Origin of the sequence: Alloyangia pacifica, from assembly GCF_003111685.1 — a bacterium.
GTDB classification, from domain to species: domain Bacteria; phylum Pseudomonadota; class Alphaproteobacteria; order Rhodobacterales; family Rhodobacteraceae; genus Salipiger; species Salipiger pacificus_A.
Window position 1 is genome coordinate 1,034,365 of the sequence record NZ_CP022190.1, and the last position, 25,760, is coordinate 1,060,124.

At 66.4% G+C, this 25,760-nt stretch carries 26 protein-coding genes; 19 read left to right on the forward strand and 7 right to left on the reverse strand.

Annotated features, from left to right (window positions below):
• Positions 1-39 precede the first annotated feature (39 nt).
• The 6 genes from CEW88_RS17760 to CEW88_RS17785 all read left to right on the forward strand — a co-directional run bounded on the left by CEW88_RS17760 (position 40) and on the right by CEW88_RS17785 (position 5,817).
• Positions 40-837 (forward strand): DNA repair protein, encoded by a 798-nt coding sequence (locus CEW88_RS17760; RefSeq protein WP_108969371.1) that lies wholly within the window; start codon positions 40-42, stop codon positions 835-837.
• A gap of 131 nt (positions 838-968) precedes the next feature.
• Entirely contained in the window at positions 969-2,336 is a 1,368-nt protein-coding gene (gene radA, locus CEW88_RS17765; protein ID WP_108969372.1) for a DNA repair protein RadA, read from the forward strand.
• 44 nt (positions 2,337-2,380) lie between these two features.
• On the forward strand, positions 2,381-2,953 hold the full coding sequence (locus CEW88_RS17770) for a CvpA family protein (protein ID WP_108969374.1): 573 nt from the start codon (positions 2,381-2,383) through the stop codon (positions 2,951-2,953).
• Between the two features lie 238 nt (positions 2,954-3,191).
• Entirely contained in the window at positions 3,192-4,667 is a 1,476-nt protein-coding gene (purF, locus tag CEW88_RS17775; protein ID WP_108969915.1) for an amidophosphoribosyltransferase, read from the forward strand.
• A 165-nt stretch (positions 4,668-4,832) separates the two neighbouring features.
• On the forward strand, positions 4,833-5,081 hold the full coding sequence (locus CEW88_RS17780) for an amidophosphoribosyltransferase (protein ID WP_108969376.1): 249 nt from the start codon (positions 4,833-4,835) through the stop codon (positions 5,079-5,081).
• A gap of 88 nt (positions 5,082-5,169) precedes the next feature.
• Positions 5,170-5,817 carry an SDR family NAD(P)-dependent oxidoreductase gene (locus tag CEW88_RS17785; RefSeq protein WP_108969378.1) on the forward strand — a complete coding sequence of 216 codons (648 nt, stop codon included), beginning with the start codon at positions 5,170-5,172 and terminating at the stop codon, positions 5,815-5,817.
• 21 nt (positions 5,818-5,838) lie between these two features.
• On the opposite strand, the gene CEW88_RS17790 is transcribed toward CEW88_RS17785, so the two are convergent.
• A complete protein-coding gene (locus tag CEW88_RS17790) occupies positions 5,839-6,534 on the reverse strand; it encodes a molybdate ABC transporter substrate-binding protein (RefSeq protein ID WP_108969379.1) in 696 nt (231 codons plus the stop codon).
• 229 nt (positions 6,535-6,763) lie between these two features.
• Between CEW88_RS17790 and surE the strand changes: the two genes are divergently transcribed.
• From surE to CEW88_RS17805, 3 genes are all read left to right on the forward strand, one after another.
• Entirely contained in the window at positions 6,764-7,549 is a 786-nt protein-coding gene (gene surE, locus CEW88_RS17795) for a 5'/3'-nucleotidase SurE (protein ID WP_108969381.1), read from the forward strand.
• Positions 7,546-8,190, forward strand: a complete 645-nt coding sequence (locus CEW88_RS17800; protein WP_108969382.1) for a protein-L-isoaspartate(D-aspartate) O-methyltransferase — start codon at positions 7,546-7,548, stop codon at positions 8,188-8,190. The genes surE and CEW88_RS17800 overlap by 4 nt, the downstream gene beginning before the upstream one ends.
• 63 nt (positions 8,191-8,253) lie before the next feature.
• A complete protein-coding gene (locus CEW88_RS17805) occupies positions 8,254-9,462 on the forward strand; it encodes a LysM peptidoglycan-binding domain-containing M23 family metallopeptidase (protein WP_108969384.1) in 1,209 nt (402 codons plus the stop codon).
• A 76-nt stretch (positions 9,463-9,538) separates the two neighbouring features.
• Here the strand turns inward: CEW88_RS17805 and CEW88_RS17810 are convergent, their stop codons facing one another.
• Positions 9,539-10,285 (reverse strand): hydratase, encoded by a 747-nt coding sequence (locus CEW88_RS17810; RefSeq protein WP_108969386.1) that lies wholly within the window; start codon positions 10,283-10,285, stop codon positions 9,539-9,541.
• Positions 10,286-10,838: 553 nt separating this feature from the next.
• Between CEW88_RS17810 and cyoA the strand changes: the two genes are divergently transcribed.
• The 5 genes from cyoA to CEW88_RS17835 are packed head-to-tail and all read left to right on the forward strand — an operon-like array spanning position 10,839 to position 15,738.
• Positions 10,839-11,921 carry a ubiquinol oxidase subunit II gene (cyoA, locus tag CEW88_RS17815; protein ID WP_235940425.1) on the forward strand — a complete coding sequence of 361 codons (1,083 nt, stop codon included), beginning with the start codon at positions 10,839-10,841 and terminating at the stop codon, positions 11,919-11,921.
• A complete protein-coding gene (gene cyoB / locus CEW88_RS17820) occupies positions 11,911-13,908 on the forward strand; it encodes a cytochrome o ubiquinol oxidase subunit I (RefSeq protein WP_108969390.1) in 1,998 nt (665 codons plus the stop codon). The genes cyoA and cyoB overlap by 11 nt, the downstream gene beginning before the upstream one ends.
• Positions 13,905-14,534 carry a cytochrome o ubiquinol oxidase subunit III gene (gene cyoC, locus CEW88_RS17825; RefSeq protein WP_370457356.1) on the forward strand — a complete coding sequence of 210 codons (630 nt, stop codon included), beginning with the start codon at positions 13,905-13,907 and terminating at the stop codon, positions 14,532-14,534. Before cyoB ends, cyoC begins: the two co-directional genes overlap by 4 nt.
• Entirely contained in the window at positions 14,534-14,989 is a 456-nt protein-coding gene (cyoD, locus tag CEW88_RS17830) for a cytochrome o ubiquinol oxidase subunit IV (protein WP_108969392.1), read from the forward strand. Before cyoC ends, cyoD begins: the two co-directional genes overlap by 1 nt.
• Positions 14,986-15,738, forward strand: coding sequence for an SURF1 family protein (locus CEW88_RS17835; protein ID WP_108969393.1), 753 nt, complete (start codon positions 14,986-14,988; stop codon positions 15,736-15,738). The genes cyoD and CEW88_RS17835 overlap by 4 nt, the downstream gene beginning before the upstream one ends.
• A gap of 3 nt (positions 15,739-15,741) precedes the next feature.
• Here CEW88_RS17835 and CEW88_RS17840 read toward each other — a convergent pair whose 3' ends face one another.
• On the reverse strand, positions 15,742-16,884 hold the full coding sequence (locus CEW88_RS17840) for an MFS transporter (protein WP_108969395.1): 1,143 nt from the start codon (positions 16,882-16,884) through the stop codon (positions 15,742-15,744).
• A gap of 186 nt (positions 16,885-17,070) precedes the next feature.
• Between CEW88_RS17840 and CEW88_RS17845 the strand changes: the two genes are divergently transcribed.
• Positions 17,071-17,691 carry a 50S ribosomal protein L25/general stress protein Ctc gene (locus CEW88_RS17845; RefSeq protein WP_108969397.1) on the forward strand — a complete coding sequence of 207 codons (621 nt, stop codon included), beginning with the start codon at positions 17,071-17,073 and terminating at the stop codon, positions 17,689-17,691.
• A gap of 76 nt (positions 17,692-17,767) precedes the next feature.
• Here CEW88_RS17845 and CEW88_RS17850 read toward each other — a convergent pair whose 3' ends face one another.
• The gene (locus CEW88_RS17850) at positions 17,768-18,079 is read right to left on the reverse strand and encodes an antibiotic biosynthesis monooxygenase family protein (protein ID WP_108969399.1); all 312 of its coding nucleotides are present in this window, start codon (positions 18,077-18,079) and stop codon (positions 17,768-17,770) included.
• 76 nt (positions 18,080-18,155) lie between these two features.
• Between CEW88_RS17850 and pth the strand changes: the two genes are divergently transcribed.
• Together pth and CEW88_RS17860 are read left to right on the forward strand one after the other, a co-directional pair.
• Positions 18,156-18,842 carry an aminoacyl-tRNA hydrolase gene (gene pth, locus CEW88_RS17855; protein WP_108969400.1) on the forward strand — a complete coding sequence of 229 codons (687 nt, stop codon included), beginning with the start codon at positions 18,156-18,158 and terminating at the stop codon, positions 18,840-18,842.
• 92 nt (positions 18,843-18,934) lie between these two features.
• A complete protein-coding gene (locus tag CEW88_RS17860; protein ID WP_108969402.1) occupies positions 18,935-19,306 on the forward strand; it encodes a DUF2237 family protein in 372 nt (123 codons plus the stop codon).
• Positions 19,307-19,546: 240 nt separating this feature from the next.
• Here CEW88_RS17860 and speB read toward each other — a convergent pair whose 3' ends face one another.
• Positions 19,547-20,494: an agmatinase gene (gene speB, locus CEW88_RS17870; RefSeq protein WP_108969404.1), complete on the reverse strand. Its 948-nt coding sequence runs from the start codon at positions 20,492-20,494 to the stop codon at positions 19,547-19,549.
• A 637-nt stretch (positions 20,495-21,131) separates the two neighbouring features.
• On the opposite strand from speB, the gene CEW88_RS17875 reads away from it, so the two are divergent.
• Positions 21,132-22,070, forward strand: coding sequence for a LysR family transcriptional regulator (locus tag CEW88_RS17875; RefSeq protein WP_159099654.1), 939 nt, complete (start codon positions 21,132-21,134; stop codon positions 22,068-22,070).
• 3 nt (positions 22,071-22,073) lie between these two features.
• Here CEW88_RS17875 and CEW88_RS17880 read toward each other — a convergent pair whose 3' ends face one another.
• Together CEW88_RS17880 and hutF are read right to left on the reverse strand one after the other, a co-directional pair.
• A complete protein-coding gene (locus tag CEW88_RS17880) occupies positions 22,074-22,628 on the reverse strand; it encodes a HutD/Ves family protein (RefSeq protein WP_108969408.1) in 555 nt (184 codons plus the stop codon).
• Positions 22,625-23,989 (reverse strand): formimidoylglutamate deiminase, encoded by a 1,365-nt coding sequence (gene hutF, locus CEW88_RS17885; protein ID WP_108969409.1) that lies wholly within the window; start codon positions 23,987-23,989, stop codon positions 22,625-22,627. Before hutF ends, CEW88_RS17880 begins: the two co-directional genes overlap by 4 nt.
• Positions 23,990-24,383: 394 nt before the next feature.
• Here hutF and brnQ point away from each other — a divergent pair, with 394 nt between their 5' ends.
• Positions 24,384-25,751 carry a branched-chain amino acid transport system II carrier protein gene (gene brnQ / locus CEW88_RS17890; protein ID WP_108969411.1) on the forward strand — a complete coding sequence of 456 codons (1,368 nt, stop codon included), beginning with the start codon at positions 24,384-24,386 and terminating at the stop codon, positions 25,749-25,751.
• The last annotated feature ends 9 nt before the right edge of the window (positions 25,752-25,760 follow it).

The window sequence follows — 25,760 nt, forward strand, 5'->3', positions numbered from 1 at the left end:
TCTACTGTTCTTTCTTTGGCTTTTTCTTGGGAGTCCCCCATGGTGTCCCAACTTCGTGACGCAGGTCTGGCCCTGCACTATATCCTCCAGAAGCTGGCATTCATTGTCGTGGCCACCGTCGGGGTGGCGCTGTTGATCTGGACCGCCGCTGCGGCTGCCGGGCTTGCGCCCTGGCTCGAACTTGACCTCAGCCTTGGTGGGCAACCGATTGAGAATGCCGGTCTTTGGGTGCAATGCACCTTGGCCGGACTTGCCCTGATACTTGTGTCCTTCCTGCCGAACGCCGTGCATGTGATGGCGTTGGAACGGTCGCACCGGTCGTTCCACATTGGAATGCGCGATATTGCCCGCGCCTATACGATGTCGCACCGCGCCGACCGCGAGGGGGTTTTCAAGCTGCAATCCGAGTTCGACTCGGTGCGTGAGAGGCTCGCCTACCTGCGTGACCATCCCGACCTCGCCGAACTCGAGCCCTCGGTGCTCGAGGTGGCGGCGCAGATGAGCCACGTCTCCCGCGATCTCGCCCGCACCTATTCCGATCGCAACGTGCAGCGGGCGCAGGATTTCCTGGTCGCCCGACAGCAAGAGGTCGAGGATTTCAACATTCGCATCGAAAAGGCCAAGGCGGCCGCGGTGGAGATCCGGCGCTGGCACGAACGGCTCGAGCTCGACGAGGCGATCGCGCAGGCGCAGCTTGCCCGGCTGGTGGATGAACTCGAGGATATCCTGCCCGAGATCCTGCCCGAAACCACGGTCACCCTGGACGCGCCCGCCCCCGAGTTCACCGAGGCGCCGCGTCAGGAACGCGTCGTGCCTCTGCCGCGCGCGGCCGAATGAGCGCCGTGGGCTGATCGCGGCGGAGGGGGCACTGCCTCCTCTGCGGCTTTGCCGCCGTCCCCCTCGGGATATTTGCGCGTGGAAGAACTGGCCAGCTTGCACAGCGCTCCGCAAGCAGGCAGAACCCGCGCATGGCCAAAGCTTCCGCGAATTTCGTCTGTCAGTCTTGCGGCAACGCCACCTCGAAATGGTCGGGGCGCTGCGATGCCTGCGGGGAATGGAACTCCATCACCGAAGAGGTGCCGCTCTCGCAGGGGCCCGGCGGCAAGACGCTGGGCGCCACGCGCGGGCGCAAAGTGGCGCTGTCGGATCTCGCCACGACCGAAGCCGCGCCGCCGCGCACCGCCTCGAAGATCGAGGAACTCGACCGCGTGCTTGGCGGCGGGCTGGTGCCCGGGTCGGCCATCCTGGTGGGCGGCGATCCCGGCATCGGCAAGTCGACTCTGCTGCTGCAGGCGGCTGCGGCCTTTGCCGGCGCCGGGCAAAAGGTGATCTACGCCTCGGGCGAGGAGGCACGCGCGCAGGTACGCATGCGCGCTCAGCGTCTGGGGCTTGGCGAGGCCGCGGTGCAGCTCGCCGCCGAAACCAACCTGCGCGACATCCTCACCACGCTCGAGGCCGAGAAGCCGGGGCTGGTGATCGTCGACTCGATCCAGACCATGTGGGTCGACAACGTCGCAAGCGCCCCGGGGTCGGTGGCGCAAGTGCGCGCCGCGGCCCATGAGCTGACCACCTTCGCCAAGCGCCACGGCACCTCGGTGATCATGGTTGGCCATGTCACCAAGGACGGGCAGATCGCCGGGCCTCGGGTGGTCGAGCACATGGTCGACACGGTGCTCTATTTCGAGGGCGAGCGCGGCCACCAGTTCCGCATCCTGCGCTCGGTCAAGAACCGCTTCGGCCCGGCCGACGAGATCGGCGTTTTCGAGATGACCGGCGGCGGGCTTGCCGAGGTGCTCAACCCCTCGGCGCTGTTCCTGTCGGAGCGGGGCACCCCCGCGCCCGGGTCGGTGGTCTTTTCCGGAATCGAGGGCACCCGCCCGGTGCTGGTCGAGTTCCAGGCGCTCGTCGCCCCAACGCCGCAGTCGCAACCGCGACGCTCGGTCGTTGGCTGGGATGGCGGACGCCTTGCGATGATCCTCGCCGTGCTCGAGGCGCGATGCGGCATCCCCTTTGCGGGACTCGATGTCTACCTCAACGTCGCGGGCGGCATGAAAATCAACGAACCGGCGGCGGATCTGGCCGTGGCGGCTGCGCTGCTTTCCGCCCGCGAGGATATTGCCGTACCCCCGGAAACAGTTGTTTTCGGCGAAATCAGCCTCTCTGGCGCCCTCAGACCGGTCGGCCAGACCGAAAACAGGTTGAAAGAGGCGCAAAAACTTGGTTTTTCCAACGCGATCCTGCCAAGGGGCGGAAAGGCCACGGGCAAAAGCGGCATGTCGCTCAGCCAGATGCCCGATCTGGTCACTCTGGTGGGAGAGATGTTCGGCGCCGGCTAAGGCCCGGCATCGATCAATCGGATCAGACGAGGGGCGCGAAGCGCATGGACGGATTCACTATCATCGACGGGGTCGTCGCGCTCGTCATCGTGCTGTCGGCACTGCTCGCCTATTCGCGCGGGCTGGTGCGCGAATCGCTGGCCATCCTGGGCTGGATCGTCGCGGCGATCCTTGCCTTTATCTTCGCGCCGCAGGTGCAGCCGCTGGTCAAGGAAATCCCGGTGCTCGGCGACTTCCTCGCCGACAGCTGCGAGCTGTCGATCATCGCCGCCTTCGCCGCGGTCTTTGCGCTGGCGCTGGTCGTCGTCTCGCTCTTCACCCCGGTCTTTTCCAGCCTGGTGCAGCGCTCGGCGCTCGGTGGGCTCGATCAGGGGCTCGGGTTTCTCTTCGGCGTGGCGCGCGGCGTGCTGCTCGTGGCGATCGCCTTCTTCGTCTACGAGACGGTGATCACCGCGCAGGATATCCCCATGGTCGACGATTCGCGCTCGGCGGCGGTCTTCGCCCAGTTCACCAGCAAAATCGAGGCGCAGAATCCAGAGGCCGCGCTCGGCTGGATCACCGCGCAATACGAGCAGCTCGTGGGCGTCTGCGAAGCGCCGGGCGCCAGCGACGCCTGAGCCGCAGGACCATTGACCGGACATTGAGCCGCGCTTTAGGGCGCGGCTCTTTCGTTGCCAGCCTGCCGCAGGCACCCGCACAAAGATCACGAAATCCCGCAGACGTGTTAGCGCATGCCTTGCCACGCCGCGCCGCGGCGTCCATATGCGAAGCTTCCGTGACACGCGCCCCTCATGCCAGTATGAGGGGGCTGTCCCCAGCCCTATGGATTCGGAGCCGCCCTTGTCCGATCGCCAGATGCCCCCCGCCCATCCCTTTGATTTCGACTCCGTCGATGCCGACAAGCTGCACGAAGAGTGCGGCGTGTTCGGGGTCAATGGGGTGACCGACGCGGCGAATTTCGTCGCCCTCGGCCTGCACGCGCTGCAGCACCGGGGACAGGAAGCCGGCGGGATCGTCTCCTACCACCCCGAGTACGGGTTCAACTCGGCCCGCCGCTTCGGCTACGTGCGCGACAACTTCACCCGCGCCTCGCTCATGGAAACCCTGCCCGGCGAGCTTGCCATCGGCCATGTGCGCTACTCGACCGCCGGCTCGAAAGGCGCGGCGATCCGCGACGTGCAGCCGTTCTTTGGCGAGTTCTCGATGGGCGGTGCCGCCATCGCACACAACGGCAACATCACCAATGCCGACGCGCTGCGCCGCGAGCTGATCGAGCGCGGCTCGATCTTCCAGAGCTCCTCGGACAGCGAGTGCATCATCCACCTGATGGCCCGCTCGCTGCAGCGGGACATCCCGGCCCGCATGGAAGACGCGCTGCGCCGGGTCGAGGGTGCCTTCTCGGTGGTCGCCATGACCCGCACCAAGCTGATCGGCGTGCGCGACCCGCTGGGCGTGCGCCCGCTGGTGCTCGGCAAGCTGGCCGACGACGGCTACGTGCTGAGCTCGGAAACCTGCGCGCTCGACATCATCGGCGCAGAGTTCGTGCGCGAGATCGAGCCCGGCGAGATGGTCGTCATCTCGGGGGGCAAGGTCGAGAGCCGCCGTCCGTTCCGCGCCCAGCCCTCGAAGTTCTGCATCTTCGAGCACGTGTACTTCTCGCGGCCCGACTCGATCATCGGCGGCCGCTCGGTCTACGAGACCCGCCGGCAGATTGGCGTCGAGCTGGCTCGAGAGGCGCCGGTTGAGGCCGACCTCGTCTGCCCGGTGCCCGACAGCGGCACCCCCGCGGCGATCGGTTATGCCCATGAAAGCGGCATTCCCTATGGCATGGGGATCATCCGCAACCAGTACATGGGCCGGACCTTCATCGAGCCGACCGAGCAGATCCGCAACATGGGCGTGCGCCTCAAGCTCAACGTCAACCGCGCGCTGATCCGTGGCAAGCGGGTTATCTTGGTGGACGACTCGGTCGTGCGCGGCACCACCTCGCGCAAGATCAAGGAGATGATCCTTGATGCCGGCGCCGCTGAGGTGCACTTCCGCATCGCCTCGCCGCCCACCGCCTGGCCGTGCTTCTACGGCGTCGACACACCGCAGCGCGAAAAGCTGCTGGCCGCGACGATGTCCGAAGACGAGATGCGCGAGCACCTCGGCGTCGACAGCCTCAAGTTCATCTCGCTCGACGGTCTTTACCGCGCCGTCGGGGCGAGCGAAGAGGGCCGCAACAACAAGTGCCCGCAGTATTGCGACGCCTGCTTCTCGGGCGAGTACCCGGTCGAGCCGGCGGACATGATCGAGAAGGGCTTCAAGCTCAAGACTGCGGCAGAGTAACGCATCGGCTGCGCGCCTCCTCGCCGAGGCGCGCGCCGCTTTCCGCCGCCTCCAATGTTCCGTTGCGGCCCGCACGGGGACGTGACCACGCGTCCCCCTTTTTATGCCCACGCCCCTTCTTTATCTGGCTGCAATCCGCCGCAACCAGACCAAGGAGAGCAGGCCATGGCAAATTCCACCCCCCCGAAGGTTGCCGCCAGCGCCACCACGCAGGCGCCTTTGCCGCGCGGCATCGCCTTGCTAGGCGTGCGCGGCTCGAACCGCGATCCCCGCGCTCTGGTGCGGCTTCCCGATGGCCGGGTGATGACCGTCGGCGTCGGCACGCAGATCGGCCGCCAGAAGATCGTTGCCATCGACGAGGACCGCATTGCCCTTTCCAAGGGTGGCTCCGCCGAGTGGATCAAGCTGCCCTGACACCCGCAGGACACGGCGGGCGGCAGGCGCGGCCTGCGGCATTTCGAGCGAATTGACATTCGTCCGTGTCCGGGCGAGACGGCGTGCCATGAGTGAAAAGATCGCCCTTGTCACCGGAGCCTCGCGCGGGCTGGGCTTTGCCCTCGCCGAAGCGCTCGCACCGGAATACCACATCGTCGCCGTCGGCCGCACCGTCGGCGGGCTCGAGGATCTCGACGACCGCATCAAGGCCAAGGGCGGGGCGGCGACGCTCGCCCCCATGGACATCACCAAGCCCGAGGCCATGGCGCAGCTCTGCCGTTCGGTCTGGGATCGCTGGGGCGGAATTGCGCTCTGGCTGCACACCGCTGTACATGCGGCGCCGCTGGCCCCGGCCAACCACCTTGACCAGAAGGACTGGGCGAAGTCGATCGCGACCAACCTGACCGCGACAGGCGTGCTGATCCCCTACATCACCCCGCTGCTCGGCGCCGAGGGCCGTGCCGTCTTCTTCGAGGATGACCACTCGGGTCAGAAGTTTTACGGCCACTACGGCACCACCAAGGGCGCGCAGATTGCGCTCGCGCGGAGCTGGCAGGCAGAGACAGGCAAAACCGGCCCGAAGGTCGACATCGTCAGCCCCAGGCCGATGCACACCACCACCCGCGTGGTCTTCCACCCCGGCGAGGACAAGACCGTGCTCGCCTCGCCCTACGCCGAGGCGTCGCGGCTTCTGGCTGATCTGCACCTTATCTGACCGCTCGGCGCCGGACTGGTCTCAGCCCAGCGTGAAGCGGGACACCCCGTTGGCCGCCAGCTGCGCGTCGAGCTCCGGCGAGGTCAGGAAGTCAAGGACAGCCATCGCCTCGGGCGCCGCTGTCCGCGTGACAAAGACAGACATGTCGATATGCGTGTCGAGCTCGTCGGGAAAGATCGCTGCGGGCTCGACACCCGGACTGCCGAGGATCGTCGTCAGCGGCACCACCGCGAACTCGATCTCTCCTGCGGCCACGGCGAGGACCGGCGCGCCGCCCCCCATGGGCCGGCAGCGCGGCCCCACGTTCGCCACGAGCCCGAGCCGCCCCAAGACGCCCAGGAAGGTCCGCCCGCTGGTGCCCGCCCCGGTGTAGCCGATGCTCTGCGCCGACGTCAGCAGCGCGACGATCTCTTCGGTTCCGGTCACCACCGGCCCGCCGGCTCCGTGCTGGCGCGCCACCGCGAGCCGCACCCTGCCGAAGGCCCGATGCGCGGCACGATCCACATAGCCCGCGTCGGTGAGCTGCCGGACGTATTGCGGATTGCTCAGCCCGATGTCGCCACGGCGGCCCGAGAAGACACGCTCGGCAATCGCGGGATTGAGATCATGTACCGGGCGCAGCGAGACGCCCGCCGCTTGTTCGATGCACCCGCGCAGCGAGCCGATCACCGACTTGATCGCCAGCGGCACGAGTATGACAAGTTCCTGCGATGGCATCGGGTTCGCCTCATAATGCGATGTCGGCGGACGATAGCATGTTCCGGCCCCCTGCGAAGCCTTTGCCGCGGGTTGTGATCACACGGCTGTGTCGCGGCAGACGCGGCGCCTCCGCAACTTCTGAGTCACACCTCGACCCCGGAACGCACCGGAGGCGCCCTGCTGCCCTGCTGCGCCTTGCTCCACAGCGGGCCATTGCCTATGGAAGGTCCATAACAGGGATCCCATCATGCGCATTCTCATCACCAATGACGACGGCATCAACGCCCCGGGGCTGGCGGTGCTGCAGGCCATCGCCGAAGAGCTCGCCGGACCCGAGGGCGAGGTCTGGACAGTGGCGCCCGCCTTCGAGCAATCGGGGGTGGCCCATTGCATCAGCTACACCCACCCAATGATGATCGCCGAGATGGGACCACGCCGCTGGGCCGCCGAGGGCAGCCCCGCCGACTGCGTTCTGGCCGGCCTGCATGACGTGATGAAGGACTGCCCGCCCGACCTCGTGCTCTCCGGCGTGAACCGGGGCAACAACTCGGCCGAGAACGCGCTCTATTCCGGCACACTCGGCGGCGCCATGGAAGGCGCGCTGCAGGGGCTGCCGTCGATTGCGCTGTCGCAGTACCTCGGGCCGCGCACCCGCGACCTGACGAACCCCTTCGAGACCGCCGCCGCCCATGGCGCCGAGGTGATCCGTCGCATCCTCGCAGCGGGCACCGAGAGCGATGGCGACTATCGGCTGTTCTGGAACGTAAACTTCCCGCCCTGCCCCGCGGAGGAGGTCAAGGGCACCCGCGTCGTGCCGCAGGGCCGCCGGGCCGAGACCAACTACTCGGTCGAGCCGCACCTCTCGCCCTCGGGCCGGCGCTTCCTGTGGATCCGGGGCGGCGACCAGCGACGGCCCGCGCCCGCGGGCACCGATGCGGCGGCGAACCTCGAGAGCTACATCTCGGTTACCCCGATGCGCGCCGACCTGACCGACCATGCCGCGCTGGCCGCCCTTGAAGGGGCCTTCACATGAGTTTCGACGCCGACGCCAAGATGCAGCTTCTTTTCGCCTTGCGCTCGCGCGGGGTGACCGACAGCCTCGTGCTCGAGGCGATGGAGAAGATCGACCGCGGGCTCTTCGTGAAAGGCTATTTCACCGACCGCGCCTATGAGGACATGCCGCTGCCGATCCCCTGCGGGCAGACCATCTCGCAGCCCTCGGTGGTCGGGCTGATGACCCAGGCGCTGAACGTGTCGAACCGCGACAAGGTGCTCGAGGTGGGCACCGGCTCGGGCTATCAGGCGGCAATCCTCAGCCAGTTGGCGCGGCGGGTCTATACGGTGGACCGTCACCGCCGTCTCGTGGTCGAGGCCCGCAAGGTGTTTGACACCCTCGATCTTTCGAATATCACCGCCTTCACTGCCGATGGCAGCTTTGGCCTTCCCGACCAGGCGCCCTTTGATCGCATTCTGGTGACCGCCGCGGCAGAAGACCCGCCCGGCCCGCTCTTGGCCCAGCTGCGGATTGGCGGTATCATGGTCCTGCCCGTGGGGCAGTCCGACACCGTGCAGCACCTCATCCGGGTCACCCGCACGGAACAGGGCTTTGACTATGACGAGCTGCGCCCCGTGCGCTTCGTGCCGCTTGTGGAAGGTCTGGCCAAGGAAAGCTGACCCCCGCAGGCGGCAATTGACATGACGTCCCGGGACAAGGGGCGCAGGTGAGGATCGAGACAGATGGACGACGCATTCCGCACATCCGCCACCCGCATCGCCGGGCCGCTGGCCGCGGCCGCCCTGCTGGCGGCCTGTGCCGGCCCGATCGACTACGACATGCGCGGCCGCATGGGCGGCTCGCTCGACACATCTCAGGCCGCGCTCTCGGCCAGCACCGCCGACCGGCCCGTGCCCGATGCGCGCGGCGTGCTGTCCTACCCGACTTACCAGGTGGCCGTCGCCCGAACCGGCGACACCGTGGCGGACGTGGCGAACCGCGTTGGCCTGCCCGCCGGAGAGGTCGCTCGCTACAACGGCATGCAGCCAAACGATCCGCTTCGGCCAGACGAGATCATCGCGCTGCCGAGCCGCGTCGGGGTGGCTGTGCCGACCGGCGCGGTGGACATCACCACGCTCGCCGGCAATGCGATCAACAACGCCCCGGCCACCGCGCGCACCTCGGAAGTGACCACCACCACGCTCGCCCCGGCCCAGACCAGCGGTCAGAGCCGCGCGCCCAGTGCCGTCGCGCAGACCGGCGGCGTCGAGCCGATCCGCCACAAGGTGCAGCGCGGCGAGACCGCCTATACCGTGGCGCGGCTTTACGGCGTGACCCCGAAGTCGCTGGCCGAATGGAACGGGCTCGATGCCAATTTCACCCTGCGTGAAGGCCAGTACCTGCTGATCCCCGTGGTCGAGCAGCGCGCCACCCGCGCCGAGGCGGTGACCGTGGCGCCCGGCACCGGCTCGCCGACCCCGCAGCCGCCCTCCGCGGCGCAACCGCTGCCGCAGGATGAGCCGTCACGAACCGCGCAGGTCTCCGCCGCCAAGACCACCGCCGCCGCCAAGCCGGTGGCCGACATCGGTCAGGCCACGTCGAACGCGCTCATGGCCATGCCGGTGAACGGCTCGATCGTGCGCGAATACTCCAAGGGCAAGAACGAGGGGATCGACATCTCGGCCCCTGCAGGCAGCGCCGTGAAGGCCGCCGCCAGCGGCACGGTTGCGGCGATCACCCGCAACACCGACAACGTGCAGATCGTGGTCATCCGCCACCCTGACGAGCTGTTGTCGATCTACACTCATCTTGACGGCCTGCAGGTCAAGAAGGGCGACGCAGTAAGCCGCGGCCAGACCATCGGCTCGGTGCGCGCCGCCGACCCGGCCTTCCTGCACTTCGAGGTCCGCAAGGGCTTCGACAGCGTTGACCCGATGAGCTACCTGCGCTGAGCGCGGCTGGTCCCCAAATGATGAACCCCGCGCCAACCGGCGCGGGGTTTTTCTTTTTGTTCATCGCGTTGCCGTCTCAGATCAGCGAGACCGCAACGGTGCCGAGCCCCGTGATCTCGCCCGAGACCTCGGTGCCGGCGGGGAAGTAGGGCAGCCCGCAGAGCGAGCCGGTGATCACCACCTGGCCCGGCTGCAGCCCGCCGCAATGATCCCCCAGCACCTCGCAAAGCAGCCGGAGGTTCGCCAGTGCAGAGCCGCCGGGCACGCATGCCGCGCCATCCAGAACCACCGTCCCTCCGGCGACAAGCCGGGCCTCGACAGTAGCAAAATCGCTGCCATCCCAGCTCTCGAGCGCGGTGCCGGACACCAGCCCCGCATTGATTTGCATGTCGGCAAGTTTCAGCAACGGCGTGTCGGCGCCCTCCCCCTCGAGCCGCGTGTCGACCAGTTCGATCACCGGGCGCGGCTTGAAATACTCGGCCACCGGCTCGGGCAGGCCCGGGCCGGGCAGCGGCTTGAGAAGCTCGAAGCCAATCTCCAGCTCGATGCCAAGGAGGTCCGTCACCGCGACGCTGCCGCCCTTCGCCACCACATCGGCCGCGGCGATGGGCGCGACCACGGGCGCTACCTGGCCCGCCCCCGCGGCCACCTTGAACCCGGCCACGGCGCCGCGCGCCCCGGCGATGGCCGCCTGCACGGCAAGGCACTCGTCCCGACTTACAGGCACTGTCATGCCGCGTGCGGTGGGCGCGAAACGCACCCCGGTCTCATGTGCGCGCTGCACTGCAGCGACAAAATCGGACAGATGGGTCGGGATGGACATGGGAACTCTCCGGCAGGGAACTGTGTCCGGCAAGCCGCCGGCGGCGCGCGAAGGCTTAGACCATCGCCGGGTGCCCGCCAAGCGGCGGCGAATCTGCACCACAGAGCGCGGCGGCAATTGCGGCTTCCCGCAACGGCAGCCTGCACGACTTCTGAACAAAGCACCGCAAGCCTCGGAGGAAAATGTTCAACTTTTTGTGTGAAGTGTTCAAGCTCCCGCAACGAGCAGCCTCGTTCCCGCTTGAACCGCGCCGGACCGCGAGCGCGCGGCCGCGCAAAATGATGCGGGTTTCCGCATGATTTCCCTAGAATCTCCAGAGGTCCCCGGTCTATTTCCGGCCCGCGCGGCGAGCGAGTCGCAGCGCCGCACGTTCCGTCACGCAAAGCTGATCAGCAAAGATGTGCGACGGAATGACCTATTCGGTTCGCGCCCGCAGCATTTTACGCGCGGACCACCTGTAACGGACGCGCCCGTGCTGAGCGTGCCCGATAATGTTCTCCCGGAGCGGCCTCCTCCTCTCACCCGCCGATCCGGAAAGACCTGCGAGGCTGACTTGAGACTATCGTTCAAAATTCCGATCCTGCTGGGAGCGGTCGCGAGCCTGTCGGCGTGCCAGTACGACGTGCTAGCGCCGTCGGGCTGGGTGGCCGCCGAGCAGCGTGACCTGTTGGTCATCTCGACCCTGCTCATGCTGATCGTGATCATCCCGGTCATCTTCATGGCCGTCTGGTTCCCGCTGCGCTACCGCGCCGATCGCTCCGACCTTTCCGATTACGCCCCGACCTGGGCGCACTCGACCCGGCTCGAATACGTGCTCTGGGGTGTGCCGATCGTCATCGTCGCGATCCTCGGCGTCTACACCTACATCTACACCTATCGGCTCGACCCGTACCGGCAGCTGGATGCCGCAGAGATCGGCAGGGAGATCGGCGAGCCGATCGAGGTGGACGTGGTCTCGCTGGACTGGAAATGGCTGTTCATCTACCCCGAGCAGGGCGTGGCCTCGGTCAACGAGCTGGCAGTGCCGGCGAACCGTCCGATCAACCTGCGCCTGACCTCCTCGACCGTGATGACCACCTTCTCGGTCCCGGCGCTCGGCGGCATGATCTACACCATGGCGGGCATGGAGACGAAGCTGCACCTCATCGCAGATGAGGAAGGCACCTACTTCGGCCAGGCGGCGCATTACTCGGGCCCCGGCTTCTCGGAGATGCACTTCCAAACGCTGGCGATGAACGACGCCGATTTCGACCAATGGGTCGAGAAGGCCCGCGCATCGAACGACGAGCTGTCGCGCGAAGCCTATCTCGAGCTTGAGGTGCCGACGATGGCCAACGACGTGCAGTACTACAGCGGCGTCGACGCCACCCTCTTCGACCGCATCCGCGGCCTCTGCGTCGACGAAGGCAAGGTCTGCATGGATCAGATGATGATGCAGGACGAGATGGGCGGCGGCGGCCTCGAGGGGATCGCTGACAAGCACAAGTACCAATACGACGAACAGCGCGCGATCGACGGCTTCGGCAATCCGATCGGCGTGCCGGCAACCCCGTCCGCTCCGGCCCATGGCGGCCACGCGGAGGGCGACACCCTTTCCATGAACTCGCATGAGGGAGCAGCGCACGATGGCCTCTGAAGCCCATGTCCAAGCCCCCGAGACCTGGTCGCCGCTTTTCGGCCGACTGACCCTCGATTGGATTCCCTACCACGAGCCGATCCTCGTGGGCACCTTCTCGGCCATCGTGCTGGGCGGCATCGCCGCGCTGGTCCTGATGACCTATTTCAAGCTCTGGGGTCCGCTCTGGCGTGACTGGATCACCAGCGTCGACCACAAGAAGATCGGGATCATGTACATGATCCTCGGCTTCATCATGTTCATCCGCGGCTTTGCCGACGCGCTGATGATGCGTGCCCAGCAGGCCCTAGCCGCAGGCGGCGCCGAGGGCTACCTGCCCCCGCACCACTACGACCAGGTCTTCACCGCCCACGGCGTGATTATGATCTTCTTCGTCGCGATGGCGTTCGTCACCGGCATCATGAACTTCGTCATGCCGACGCAGATCGGTGCCCGCGACGTCGCCTTCCCCTTCCTGAACAACTTCTCGTTCTGGATGACGGTGGCCGGCGCGCTGCTGGTGAACATCTCGCTCTTTGTCGGCGAATTCGCCCGTGTCGGCTGGTTGGCCTTCCCGCCCTTGTCGGGATCGTCCTTCTCGCATGGTCCCGGTGTGGACTACTACCTGTGGTCGCTGCAGATCGCCGGTGTGGGGACAACGCTGTCCGGCGTGAACCTGCTCGCGACGATCTTCAAGATGCGCGCCAAGGGCATGAAGATGTTCGACATGCCGGTCTTCACCTGGACCACGCTCTGCACCAACGTGCTGATCGTCGCGGCCTTCCCTGTGCTGACCGCAACGCTGACCATGCTGACGCTCGATCGTTACCTCGGCTTCAACTTCTTCACCAACGATCTCGGCGGCAATTCCATGCTGTACGTGAACCTGATCTGGATCTGGGGTCACCCCGAGGTCTACATCCTGATTCTGCCGATCTTCGGCGTGTTCTCGGAGATCGTGCAGACCTTCTCGGGCAAGCCGCTCTTTGGCTACAAGACGATGGTCTGGGCGACCGCCTGTATCATGGTTCTGTCCTTCATCGTGTGGCTGCACCACTTCTTCACCATGGGCTCCGGCGCCGACGTGAACGCCTTCTTCGGCATTACCACGATGATCATTGCAGTCCCCACCGGGGTGAAGGTCTTCAACTGGCTCTTCACCATGTACCGGGGTCGCGTGCGTTTCGAAGTGCCGATGCTCTGGACCACCGGGTTCATCGTGACCTTCGCCATCGGCGGCATGACCGGCGTTCTGCTGGCGGTTCCGCCGGTTGATTTCCAGCTGCACAACACGCTCTTCCTGGTCGCCCACTTCCACAACGTCATCATCGGCGGCGTGGTGTTCGGGGTCTATGCCGCCGTCACCTTCTGGTGGCCCAAGGCCTTCGGCTTCAAGCTGGACGACAAATGGGGGCGCCGCACCTTCTGGTTCTGGTTCGTCGGTTTCTACTTCGCCTTCATGCCGCTCTACGCGCTCGGCCTGATGGGCGTGACGCGCCGCCTGCAGAGCTACATGGACCAGGCGTGGCAGATCTACTTCATCATCGCCGCCTTCGGCGCGGTGCTGATCGCCTGTGGCATCGCCTGCGGCTTCATCAACTTCGCCGTCTCGATCCTGCGCCGCAAGGAACTGGCCGTCGGCAACGACCCCTGGGATGCGCGCACGCTCGACTGGGCAACCCAGTCGCCGCCCGCCCACTACAACTTCCCGCAGGACATCGTGGTCTCCGGCCGTGACTACTTCTGGAAGATGAAGCAGGACGGCTTCAAGTGGTCGACCAACTATCAGGACATCCACATGCCCAACAACACGGCCACCGGCGTCATCGTCGCCGCCATGGCCCTGGTCTTCGGCTTCGCGATGATCTGGTACATCTGGTGGCTCGCCGCGATCTCGTTCATCGCGATGATCGCGACGGTGATCGCGCATACGTTCAACTACAATCAGGATCACTGGATCCCGGCGGCAAAGGTCGCTGAAATGGAAGCGAAGGGAGACGTCGCATGACCATGCTCGACACTCCGCTGACCGGACGCGTGGCGGGGCCTGACGGCCCCGACCACCACCCCGATCATCACCACGAGAGCCCCACCCCCATCGGGTTCTGGATCTACCTGATGAGCGACTGCATCATCTTTGCATCGCTCTTCGCCGCCTACGCTGTGCTCGGCAACAACTTCGCCGGCGGGCCGGGTCCGAAGGATCTCTTCGAGCCGGGCTTCGTGCTCATCGAGACCGCCCTGCTGCTGATCTCTTCGGTCACCTTTGGCATCGCCATGCTGAAAGCCGACAAGCACGACATGGACGGCACCACGCTGTGGCTGGTCGTCACCGGTCTCTTCGGCGCGGGCTTCATCGGGATGGAACTCTACGAGTTCAACCACCTGATCCACATCGGCGCGGGTCCTGACCGTTCGGCCTTCCTGTCGGCCTTCTTCCTGCTGGTCGGCACCCACGGTCTGCACGTGACAGCGGGCCTGATCTGGCTCTGCGTGATGATCGCGCAGATCCGCATGAAGGGCATGATCCCGGCGAACATGCAGCGTCTCGCGACGCTGAGCATGTTCTGGCACTTCCTCGATCTGGTCTGGATCGGGGTGTTCTCTTTCGTCTACCTCGTGAGGCTGATCTGATGAGCGCACATTCCGACACATCGCACGGCACCATGGGCCAGCTGATGATCGGTTTCGCCCTCGCGGCGATCCTGAGCATCATCCCCTTCGCGCTGGTCATGATGGACACCGGGCTCGCGCCCGGAACCATCGTCGCGATCATCATGGGTCTGGGCGCCGTCCAGATCGTCGTTCACCTCGTGTACTTCCTGCACCTCAAGAGCAGCACCGAAGAGGGCTGGACCCTTGCGGCGACCATCCTCGCGGTGGTGATCGTGGCGATCGTCCTCGCAGGCTCGCTCTGGGTCATGTACAACATGAACACCAACATGATGCCGATGAGCGAGGGCAACATGACCATGGATTCCGAGGCCACGCCCGGAGCGTCCATGCAGGGCATGACCCACGGTGAAGCCGAAGGCGGCCACGCAGGCCATGGCGAAGTGGATCACAGCCAGATGGACCACGGCAAATGAGCGGCGCGGCGGCGCGTAAGCCCGGCGAGCAGCGCCGCCGCTGGCCACTCATCGTGGTGGTCACGCTCATCGCCCTTGCCGGTCTGATCGGCTTCACCTCGCTGGCGATCTGGCAGGTGAACCGGTTGCACTGGAAAGTGGCCCTGATCGAAAGGGTCGAGGCGCGTGTCCATGCCGCGCCCGTCCCCGCTCCCGGCCCGGATGACTGGGCCGGGATCACCGCCGAGAGCGCCGAGTACCGGCATGTCACTCTCCGCGGCACCTTCCTCAACGACGAGGAAGTGCAGATTTACACTCCCGCGGATTTCGGCCCTGCCTATTGGGTCCTGACCCCGCTGCGCCGCAACGACGGTACGGTGGTGATGGTCAACCGCGGGCTGGTACCGGAAAACCTCAGGGATCCCGCCACCCGGTCGGCACCCGAGGGACCGCGAACCGTGACCGGCCTGCTGCGCCTGTCGGAGAACCGCGGCTGGCTCTTCTCGCGCGACAACGATCCCGAGAACGGGCAATGGTACCGGCGCGACATCGGCTCGATCACCGCCGCCAAGGGACTCGAAAATGCCGCGCCGTATTTCGTCGATCAGGAGATGGGCACCGATCCCAGGGCCTGGCCGCGTGGCGGTCAGACCGTGGTCAGTTTCCGCAACGCCCACCTCAGCTACGCGCTCACCTGGGCCGGCCTCGCGCTGATGGTGGTGGCCGCCTGGGGCCTGTTCCTCTGGACGGAATTGCGCCGGGGCCGCTGAGCCTCAGCGCCGCGCCATGAGCGGCAGCAGCACCAGCGGAACGAGCAGAAGCAGCAGCGCCACCGCTCCGAAAGAGACGCGCAGCCCGAACAGTTCCGACAGCCCGCCCATCATCGGCGGTCCCATGAAAAAGCCGGTATAGCCAATCACCGTCGCCCGGCTGATCGCCCGTGCCCGCGCCTGCGGTGTCAGCCGCGCGCCAAGCCAGGCATAGGCCATGGGTGCCAGGACCGACACGCCGAATCCAAGCACCGCGAAGCCGATCCAGCCGATCAGCGCCGTTGGCGCCAGCGCCGCGATCACCGATCCCAACGCCGCGAGCCCGGCGCCCGCGCCCAGCACACCCGCGCCGTTGAGGCGCCGGATCAGCCCCTGCCCCGAGAGGCGCCCCGCGCCCATGGTGAGGCCGAGCAGCGTCGGCGCAAGCGCGCCGCCCACGGCCCCCGCGCCGAGGTTGCGCTCGAGATGCAGCGCTGACCAGGCCTCTGTCGCCTGCTCGGCCATGAAGCCGATGCAGATGACCACACCCGCCAGCGCGATGATCCCCCAGGGCAGCGGCGCGCGGCTTCCGCTCCCGGCCTCCTCTTGGGGCACCACGACCTCGCCGCCGCGCGCCACAAATGCCGCGACCAACGTCACGCCGGTGGCACCGAGGAAAATGCCCCAGATCGGCACGCCGGCGCCCCGCGCGATGCCCGCCGCCAGCGCGGCACAGGCGTAGACCAGCGAGTAGCCGCCGTGCGCGAGGTTCATCAGCGGCCGACCCGAGCGCGCCTCGAGTTGCGACAGCTGCGCGTTCATCGCCACATCCACCGTGCCCGCAGCCGCGGCGCAGAGCAGCATCGCCCCGGCGAATTGCCCCCAGTCCCCGGCGAGACCGGGCAACAGGAAACCCAAGCCGAGCAGCGCGGTGAAGAGCGGCATGGCCAGCGCCCGCAAACGCTCTTCGGCCCAGGGCGCCAGCCACATGGCGAGGATCGCGCCGCAGGTCGAGACCAGCATGGCCGCACCGAAGGCCCCGTCCGAGAGCCCCACCTGGGCCTTGATCGCCGGCACGCAGCCTGCAAAAACGCCCCAGCAAATGCCGATGGCAGCAAAGCCCGCGAGCGGGCGGCGGATCAGGCGGATATCGGACAGGATGCTCATGCCGCAAGCCGTGACACGGGCCGCGCGGAACGTCCAGATAGGTAAAAACCGCGCCCGCGTCGCGCCTGCCCCGGGCGTGTGGCGATTCAGCCCTTGCCGAAAAGCGCGATCCGGTCTATGGGGCTGCGTTCATCGCGGGGTGACAGCCTTGGAGGCACCCTGCCCTAGATACATTGGAGATACATTATGGCTGGTGAGATTCCTGATCTCGTAGCCCTGGAACGGTCGGGGACGGGCAAGGGCGCCGCTCGGCAAGCTCGTCGCGACGGCATGGTTCCGGGGATCGTCTTTGGTGGTGAAGCAGAGCCGCTTCCGATCCAGATCCCGTTCAACTCGCTGCTGAAGACCCTGAAGGCCGGTCGCTTCAAGTCGACCCTCTTCAACCTCAAGGTCGATGGCCACGAGGATGTGCGCGTGATCTGCCGTGACGTCCAGCGCGACGTCGTGAAGGACCTTCCGACGCACTTCGACCTGATGCGCCTGCGCCGCACCTCGCGGATCAACCTGTTCATCCACGTTGATTTCATCAACGACGAGCAGGCACCGGGCCTCAAGCGCGGCGGCGTTCTGACCATCGTGCGTCAGGAAGTCGAGCTGAACGTTCTGGCCGGCGACATCCCAGACCACATCACCGTGGACCTGGCCGGCAAGCAAATCGGCGACGTGATCCACATCAGCGACGTTGTCCTGCCGGAAGGCGTGAAGCCGACCATCGACCGCAACTTCGTGATCGCCAACATCTCGGCGCCGCGCGGTCTTGTTGCGGACGACGCAGAAGAAGCTGAAGAGGCCGCCGCAGAGGAGTGATCCTCGCGCCCTCCGACGGATTGACGGCCCCGCCAGATCGGCGGGGCCGTTTGCGTTTCAGTGCCGCGCGCGCCCTTCAGTGCAGTTCGATCACCGACTCGAAGATCTCCAACTCCGGCCCGCCACGGTACATCTCGGCCCGACCCTTGGCGCCCTTGTGGGCGATGCGGAAGGCCTCGCTCTTGGTCCAGCTGATGAAGCTCTCCTCGTCCTCCCAGATGGTGTGCGAGGCGTAGAGGATGTGATCCTCGCGCTCCGGACCCTTCAACAGGGCAAAGCTGCGGAATCCCGGTACGGACTTCAGCTGGCTGTCGCGCTGCGCCCAGACCTCCTCGAACTCCGCCGCCTTTTCCTGCATCACCTTGAAGCGGTTCATCGTGAGATACATGGTCTCTCCTTCCTGTCTGTGCTATCGCCGTCCCCGCCCTATCTAGGGCCGAACGGAAGCAATTCGGAGAGACGCGGTGCAGATTTTCGTGGGTCTGGGCAATCCCGGCGGCAAATACGCGAAGACGCGGCACAATATCGGCTTCATGGCGGTCGACCGGATCGCCGAGGATCACGGCTTCTCCCCTTGGCGCGCGCGCTTCCAGGGCGAGGTCGCCGAGGGCCGTCTGGGCAGCGAGAAAGTGCTGCTGCTGAAACCGCAGACCTTCATGAACCTCTCGGGCCAGTCGGTCGGCGAGGCGATGCGCTTCTTCAAGCTCGAGCCGGGCGACGTGACGGTCTTTCACGATGAGCTCGATCTCGCGCCGGGCAAGTGCCGGGTGAAGACCGGCGGCGGCCATGCCGGGCACAACGGTCTGCGTTCGATCCACCAGCACATCGGCGAGGCCTACCACCGCATCCGCCTCGGCATCGGCCACCCCGGGCGCAAGGAGGCGGTGTCGGGCTACGTGCTGCATGACTTCGCCAAGGCCGAGGAAGGCTGGCTGGACGATCTGATGCGCGGCATCTCCGACGGCGCCAAGGCTCTGGCCGAGGGCGACAAGCCCGGCTTCCAGAACGCCGTCGCCCTGCGCGTGGCACCGCCACGCTCGTCGAAATCACCTCCCAAGGCCGAGGCGAAGGGCGATGCGAAACCCGCCGACGAAGCCGAGACCGAGGACAACCGCAGCCCGCTGCAGAAGCTCGCCGACAAGTTCCGCTGATGGAGGCCGCCCTCGCAGCTCGGCACCTTGCCCGAGGCGCGGCGTCTCTCTAGGCTGGTCCCGGGGCAAAACCACAGACAGCGGAGGACGCGATGCAGAAGGATCGGGCGGTCAACGTATTGGGCGGTCAGCTTCACCCCTGTTCGGTCGACCCAGTGACGGGCTATTTCCGCGACGGCCATTGCAACACCTGCGCCGAGGATGCGGGCAGCCACACGGTCTGCGCGGTGATGACCGCCGAGTTCCTTGCCTATTCCAAATACGTCGGCAACGACCTTTCGACGCCGCGCCCCGGGCTGCGCTTTCCGGGACTGAAGCCGGGCGATCAATGGTGCCTTTGCGCGCTGCGCTTCCTTCAGGCGCATGACGAGGGCTGCGCGCCGAATGTGCAGCTCGAGTCGACCCACGCCCGGGCGCTTGAGGTGGTCGCGCGGGACATCCTCGAGCAGCACAGAGCCGAGTAGAGGCCTCAGCAGGTCGGCGGCGTACAGGCGAAGAAGAAGAGTACGCAGCGCTCCGCTCCAACCTGACGGAAACGATGCGGCACGCGGCTGTCGAGACAATAGGCATCCCCCGGCCCGAGGATCGCGCGCATCGTCCCGCCCGAGCTGCGGCGCGTTGGCAGCAACGAAAAGGGGCAATGAGGCCCCCTTCCTTTTTTTCGGGAAACTTTGAGAAGGACCACTTATGGCCCCCGCCCGACCTCAGCCGCGCGCCACGCCCGGCAAAGCGCAGAGCATTTCGAAGAGGTAGTTCGCCGCGATGACAGCCGTGTTGCCGGCGGGATCATAGGGCGGCGAGACTTCCACGAGATCGCAGCCGACGAGGTTCAGTCCGGCACAGCCGCGGATGATCTCGAGGCCCTGGATGGTCGTCAGACCGCCCACCTCGACGGTTCCAGTGCCCGGCGCAAAGGCCGGGTCGAGGCTGTCGATGTCATAGCTGAGGTAGACCGGCGCATCGCCGATCTTGGCGCGGATCTCGTCCATCAAGGGCGCCAGCGACTTGTGCCAGCACTCTTCGGCGGGAATGATCGTCCACCCCTTTTCGCGGCCCCAGTCGAAATCCTCGGGCGCGTAGCCCGAGCCCCGCAGGCCGATCTGGAACACCTTGTCATTGAGCAGCAGCCCGTCCTCATGGGCGCGCCGAAAGGGGCAGCCGTGGGCGACGGTCTCGCCGAACATCTCTTCGTTGGTGTCGGAATGCGCGTCCACGTGGATCAGCGCCACCGGCCCATGCTTTGCGGCGATGGCGCGCAGCACCGGCCAGGTCAGCGTGTGATCGCCGCCCAAGGTCAGCGGCACGACGTCATGCGACAGGATCCCAGTGTAGTGCGCGGTGATGATGTCGACCGACTTCTTCAGGTCATAGAGGTTGATCGGCACATCGCCGACGTCCGCCACCTGCAGGCTGTCGAAGGGCGCCGCGCGGGTCGCCATGTTGTAGGGGCGGATCATCCGACTTTCGTCGCGAATCTGCCGCGGACCGAGACGGGTCCCCGGACGGTTCGAGGTGCCGATATCCATCGGGATTCCGACGAAGCAGGCATCAAGCCCTTCCGCCGTGGACTGCGTCGGCAGCCGCATCATCGTCCCCGGGCCGCCGGTGCGCGGCATGACGTTTCCACCAAGTGGTTGATTGAATTCTGACATCAGAGCCTCGAAGTTCCTATCCCCGCCAGTCTTCCGCGCTCGCGCGCTTCGAGGAAATAAGCAAAATCCGAAAAGCACTTCGGGTTGCCTCGAAGTTATGCACCCGGGCCTTGTGAAACACCCCATGCCGTAGCGACAGTTTGCGCCTCCCGTGCCACATCTCCTCGGGCATGTCTTGAAGATCTCAAGAAAGGCAATTGTCATAAAGTTTTTTTTCGCTCTTCCACGCGACGCCCACCCCTCGCTCACTGAACCATTCGGCATACCCCGAAGTGACTTGCATCTTTTGCGCTCTGTTGCGAAGAACGCCGCGCAAGTGTTCTTCAAGGACATCGAGATGCTGGCCGGGTCCGAGCACGAAGGACGCGGCCGGGTGCCGGCGCGCCTATGCGGGGCGGCGAATGCGCATCAATGGAATTGCGCTGATCCACTCGCACGACTGGCCGGTCTCGTCTGTCATTCCATGGTCGTGGATCCATGCGGCGCTGCCCCGAAAGCCCTGCAGCCCGACAAGAGACAGACGCTGGACAGGGCGCTCCGATCAAGGGCGCGAACCGCCGCCGCCAGCCTCTAACCCCTTGGCCTTTTCTGGTGAAAGCGTCAAAATCTTCCCACACAGTCCAAGGCCGGAGCCATGGTGAAACGCGAGACCCCGAATGCCGCGCTCGGGCGGCGCGTCAACTTCTCCGTCGAAAGCATCGACATCCGGCTGATCCGGATCTTCATGACCGTGGTCGAGGCCGGCGGCATGACTGCCGCGCAGGGCGAGCTGAACCTGGCGCTCTCAACCGTCTCCGAGAAAATCTCCTCGCTGGAAAAGCGCTTCGGGGTGCGTCTCTGCCGCCGGGGCCGTAGCGGCTTTGCGCTCACGGAGGCGGGCGAACAGTTCTACCAGGAATGCGAAAAACTGGTCTCGGCGCTCGACCAGTTCGGGCAACGCACCATGGCGCTCGGCTCGCGCATGCCGCGCAATTTCACGCTCGGGCTGGTGGACAACATGATCTCTTACCCGAACAACGGCGTCTCGGGCGCCATCGCCGATTTCGCCGACCGCGCACCCGAGGTGCACCTCAAGCTGGTCACGCTCAATCCCTCGGAGCTGCTGAGCGAGGTGCTCGCGCGCCGCGTCGACATGGTGATCGGCAGCTTCCCGAAGGTGGCGCTGGGGCTCGATTACATCGACCTCTTCGACGAGCAGCATAACTTCTACTGCGCCGAAGGGCATCCGCTTTTCGACGTGCCCGACGCCGAGATCGGCATCGAGACCATCCGCGATCACCGCATCATCGCACGCGGCTACTGGGGCTCGCGCGACACCCGCATCTTCGCGATCAGCGCGCCGCATGCCACGGTGGTCGACATGGAGGCCGAGGCGCATCTGATCCTCTCGGCGCGCTACCTCGGCTATTTGCCCGACCACATGGCGCAGACCCTGTCGCACATGGTGCGCTTGCGCGCGATCCGGCCCGACCTCTTTTCCTACAACGCCCGGTTCCAGATTGCCCTGCGCCCAAACTGGGAGCGCCACCTGGCGACCAAGCTGATGGTGGAGAGCCTGCGACGCAGGCTCTCCTGACCTTCAAGCCGCGCTGATCTCGACGGTGATGAGCTGCGCGGCATGGGGAGCCAACGTGGCAACCTCCTCCGCCTCGGACAGCACCACGAGGTCATGGCGATCGAGGCCGATGTCGGGCAGCTCCGAGAGGGCGAAAACGAGGCAGGTCAGCGCGCCAGTGCTCGGCCTTCGCGGCGCTCCCCGGAAGACCTCGGCCCGATAGGGCGCGCGCACCATGACGTTGAGGTCCAGAAGCTCCGGCCCCAGCAGATCGCAGCCGCAGCCGATCTCACCGCTGAAGGCAAAGGGCTCGGCTTGCGCCCCCAGCTCCTGAACAGTGCCATCCGGGAAGCTCAGGCGCATCGGCCCGCCGTCGATCACCGTCAGGTTCCGTCGCACGCCGGGAAAGCTCGAGAATGGCCCGGACTGCGCGACCTTGGCCGTGCTGATGCGCCAGTGGAATGTATCGAAACCGGCGCCCTGCGGCACGCAAAGGATCTCTGCCGTTTCGCCGCCGCCGTTCTTCCAAGGGGCGAAGGCGCGCCCGGCGCCGCGGTAAATCCGGGCAAAGAGGCTCATGCCTGAATCTTCCGGAGCACCTCGGCGAAGCGCGGTGCGATCTCGTCGTCGAGCGCATGGCGCCGGTTGTCGATGACCTTCTTGCCGCGCACGGTGACATCGCGGATCGCCTGGTCGCCCAGGGCGAAGATCCAGCGATCGATCAGCGCATCGCCGCCCGCGGTGGCAAGGAACGGATGCGCGTGATCCAGCGCCAGCCAGCTTGCCGGGGCCCCGACCCGTAGGCCCGCCTTGGCGATCCCCGCCGCCTGGTGGCCCCCGGCCAGCGCGCCATCGAACAGGCGGCGCCCGGTCGAGCTGCCCTCCCCCGCCGCGAGGCAGTTGCGGGCACGGTCGCGCAGGCGCTGGCTGTATTCCAGCAGCCGCAGTTCCTCGGCGACCGAGGTCGCAACGTGGCTGTCGGTGCCGACGCCGAAGCGCCCGCCCTGCGCGAGGAAATCACGCGCCTCGAAGATGCCGTCGCCGAGGTTGGCCTCGGTCGCGGGGCAAAGGCCCGCCACGGCACCGCTTTGGGCCATCCGGGTGACCTCGGTCTCGGTCAGATGGGTCGCGTGGATCAGGCACCAGCGCGCATCGACCGGCATCTCGTCCAGCAGCCATTCGACCGGGCGGCGGCCGGACCAGCCAATGGAGGCCTCGACCTCGCGCTGTTGCTCGGCGACATGGATATGGATGGGCGCCTCTTGGGGCAGCGCGGCGAAGATCGCGCGCATCTGCTCGGGCGTCGCTGCGCGCAGCGAGTGGATGGCGCAGCCGGCAAGTTGGCCATCCTCGGCAGCGCGGGCGCGCACGGTTTCCATCAGCCGCAGGTAGCCGTCGACGTCATGCAGGAAGGGGCGCTGCCCTTCGACCGGCGGCACGCCGCCGAAGTCGGATTGCGCATAGAACACCGGCAGCAGGGTGAGGCCGATGCCGCTCTGCCGCGCCGCCTCGAACTGGCGCAGCGAGGTCTCGGCAGGGGTGGCATAGGGGGCGCCGGTGCCATCGTGGTGCTGATAGTGAAACTCGACGAGATGCCCGAAGCCGCCCTTCAGAAGCTCGATCTGCAGGTAGAGCGCAACCGTCTCAATATCGTCCGGGGTCATGCTGGCCACGCAGCGGTACATGCGGTCGCGCCAGGTCCAGAAGCTGTCGGCGCTGGGGCCGGCGACCTCGGCAAGACCCGCCATGGCGCGCTGGAACGCATGCGAGTGCAGATTGCTCAGCGCCGGAACCAGGATCTCGGCGCGCTCCATGCCGGGCGCAAGCGCGGCACCGGCCTCGACCCGCGTGATCGTTCCCGCCGCGTCGTAGCCGATCACAACGTCCCGTGCCCAACCCTCCGGCAGCAGCGCCTGCCTGGCGAAAACCTGTGTAGCCATGATCCCTCGCACTATTTGTATAGACTTAATAATACCGTCATCCGGTCCCCTCTGGCAAGCCTGCTTGGCGCGCCCGCGGCGCAACCATCTCGACCGGTGGCGAACAGCAGCCTGCCCTCTGGCACGGGGACGTTAGGTCGCACATGTGGGCGCGCCGTCGGGGTTCCCTTCGGCCGCCCCCATCTCTATAGCGGCGCCCACGCAGCGCGTTCCCGCCAGTGCCGAGGACCCGCCGACAGGCCCCAGCCGTTTCCGCCTGACGCCAAACGCGCCGATCCACCGGCCGAGCGTCTAGGGCAGCCAGATCGCAGGGCGCAGTCTTTTCCAGTTCAGGTGCCGCCATTCGGGCCGCACCGGGTGCCCTCCAGAACGCAAGCTGAATGGAAGAAGTCGAATGGCGCAGACTGGACAACAGCGGGTGATACGGGATTCCGTGATCGTGGGGCTGGCGATGTTCGCCGTCTTCTTCGGTGCGGGGAACCTGATCTTCCCACCGCAGATCGGCTTTCTCGCAGGCGACGGCTGGAGCGCGGCGCTGGTCGGCCTGTTGATCACCGGCATGGTGCTGCCAGTGCTTTCGGTCGTGGCGCTCGGATTGCGGGGCGGCACTGTCGAGCGGCTCTGCGCCCCGATCGCGCCCTGGTTCGGCGCCGCCCTGCTTTTTGTCACCATGCTCGGGCTCGCCTGGCTGATCGCCGTACCACGCACCGCCAGCGTCGCCTTCGAGACCGGCTTCCGCACGCTCGCCCCGGCGCTCGACCCCAAGATGGGCATCTGGGCTTTCGTACCGCTCTTCTTCCTGGTCTCGACCTATTTCGCCCTCGACCGCTCGCGGGTGATCGACCGTATCGGCCGGGTGCTGACGCCGCTGCTGCTGGGGCTTCTGGGGCTCATCGTGGTCTGGTCGGTGCTCTCGCCGCTCGGCCTGCCCGCCGACACCGGCGAGGCCGCGCCCTTCCGGCTCGGCTTGCTGACCGGCTACCAGACCGGCGACGTCTTCGGCGGCATCATGTTCGGCATCATCTTCATCGAGGCCTTCCGGGATCGTGGCTATACCCCCGGCCCGCGCTACACCGCGGCGCTCTGGGGTATGGCGATGGTGACCTTCCTCGGGCTTTTCTTCGTTTACGGTGGGCTGGAATACCTCGGCGCCACCGGCAGTGGCGTGCTGGACCTGGGCGTGCCGCAGGCGGGGCTGCTGACCGCGCTGGTCGCGCAGCTGGCCGGCAAGATCGGCGCCAACATGCTGGCCGTCGCCGTGCTGCTTGCCTGTCTGACGACGGCAGTCGGGGCGACGGCGGTGCTGGGAGAGTACATCCAGAAGTGGACGCGCGGCCGGGTCGGCTACAAGGCCGGGGTGCTCGCGGTCTCGCTCACCTCGCTGGTGCAGGCCTTTGGCGGTGTCGACTACATCGTCGCGCTGGCCGAGCCGATCTTCCTTCTGCTCTACCCTGTAGGCATCGCGATCGTGATCCTCGGGCTGCTGCCGCGTGCCTGGCTCAACGACGGCGTCTGGAAGGGCGCGACGATCCTGGCGATCTTGATGGGGGTCTATGGCCTTGTCGCCAGCCTCGCCCAGAAGATGGGCAGCGCGATGCCGGCCGCGCTTCAACACATGCACGAGGTGATCCCGCTCTCCACCTCGGGCTTCGCCTGGCTGCTGCCGGCCCTGGTGGGCGGGCTTGTGGGTGGCGGGCTTTGGAAGCTCTCGGGGCGGTCCGATGCGGGTGCCGCCGACGCGGAGCGGCTGCCTGCCGAGTAAGTCCGCCCC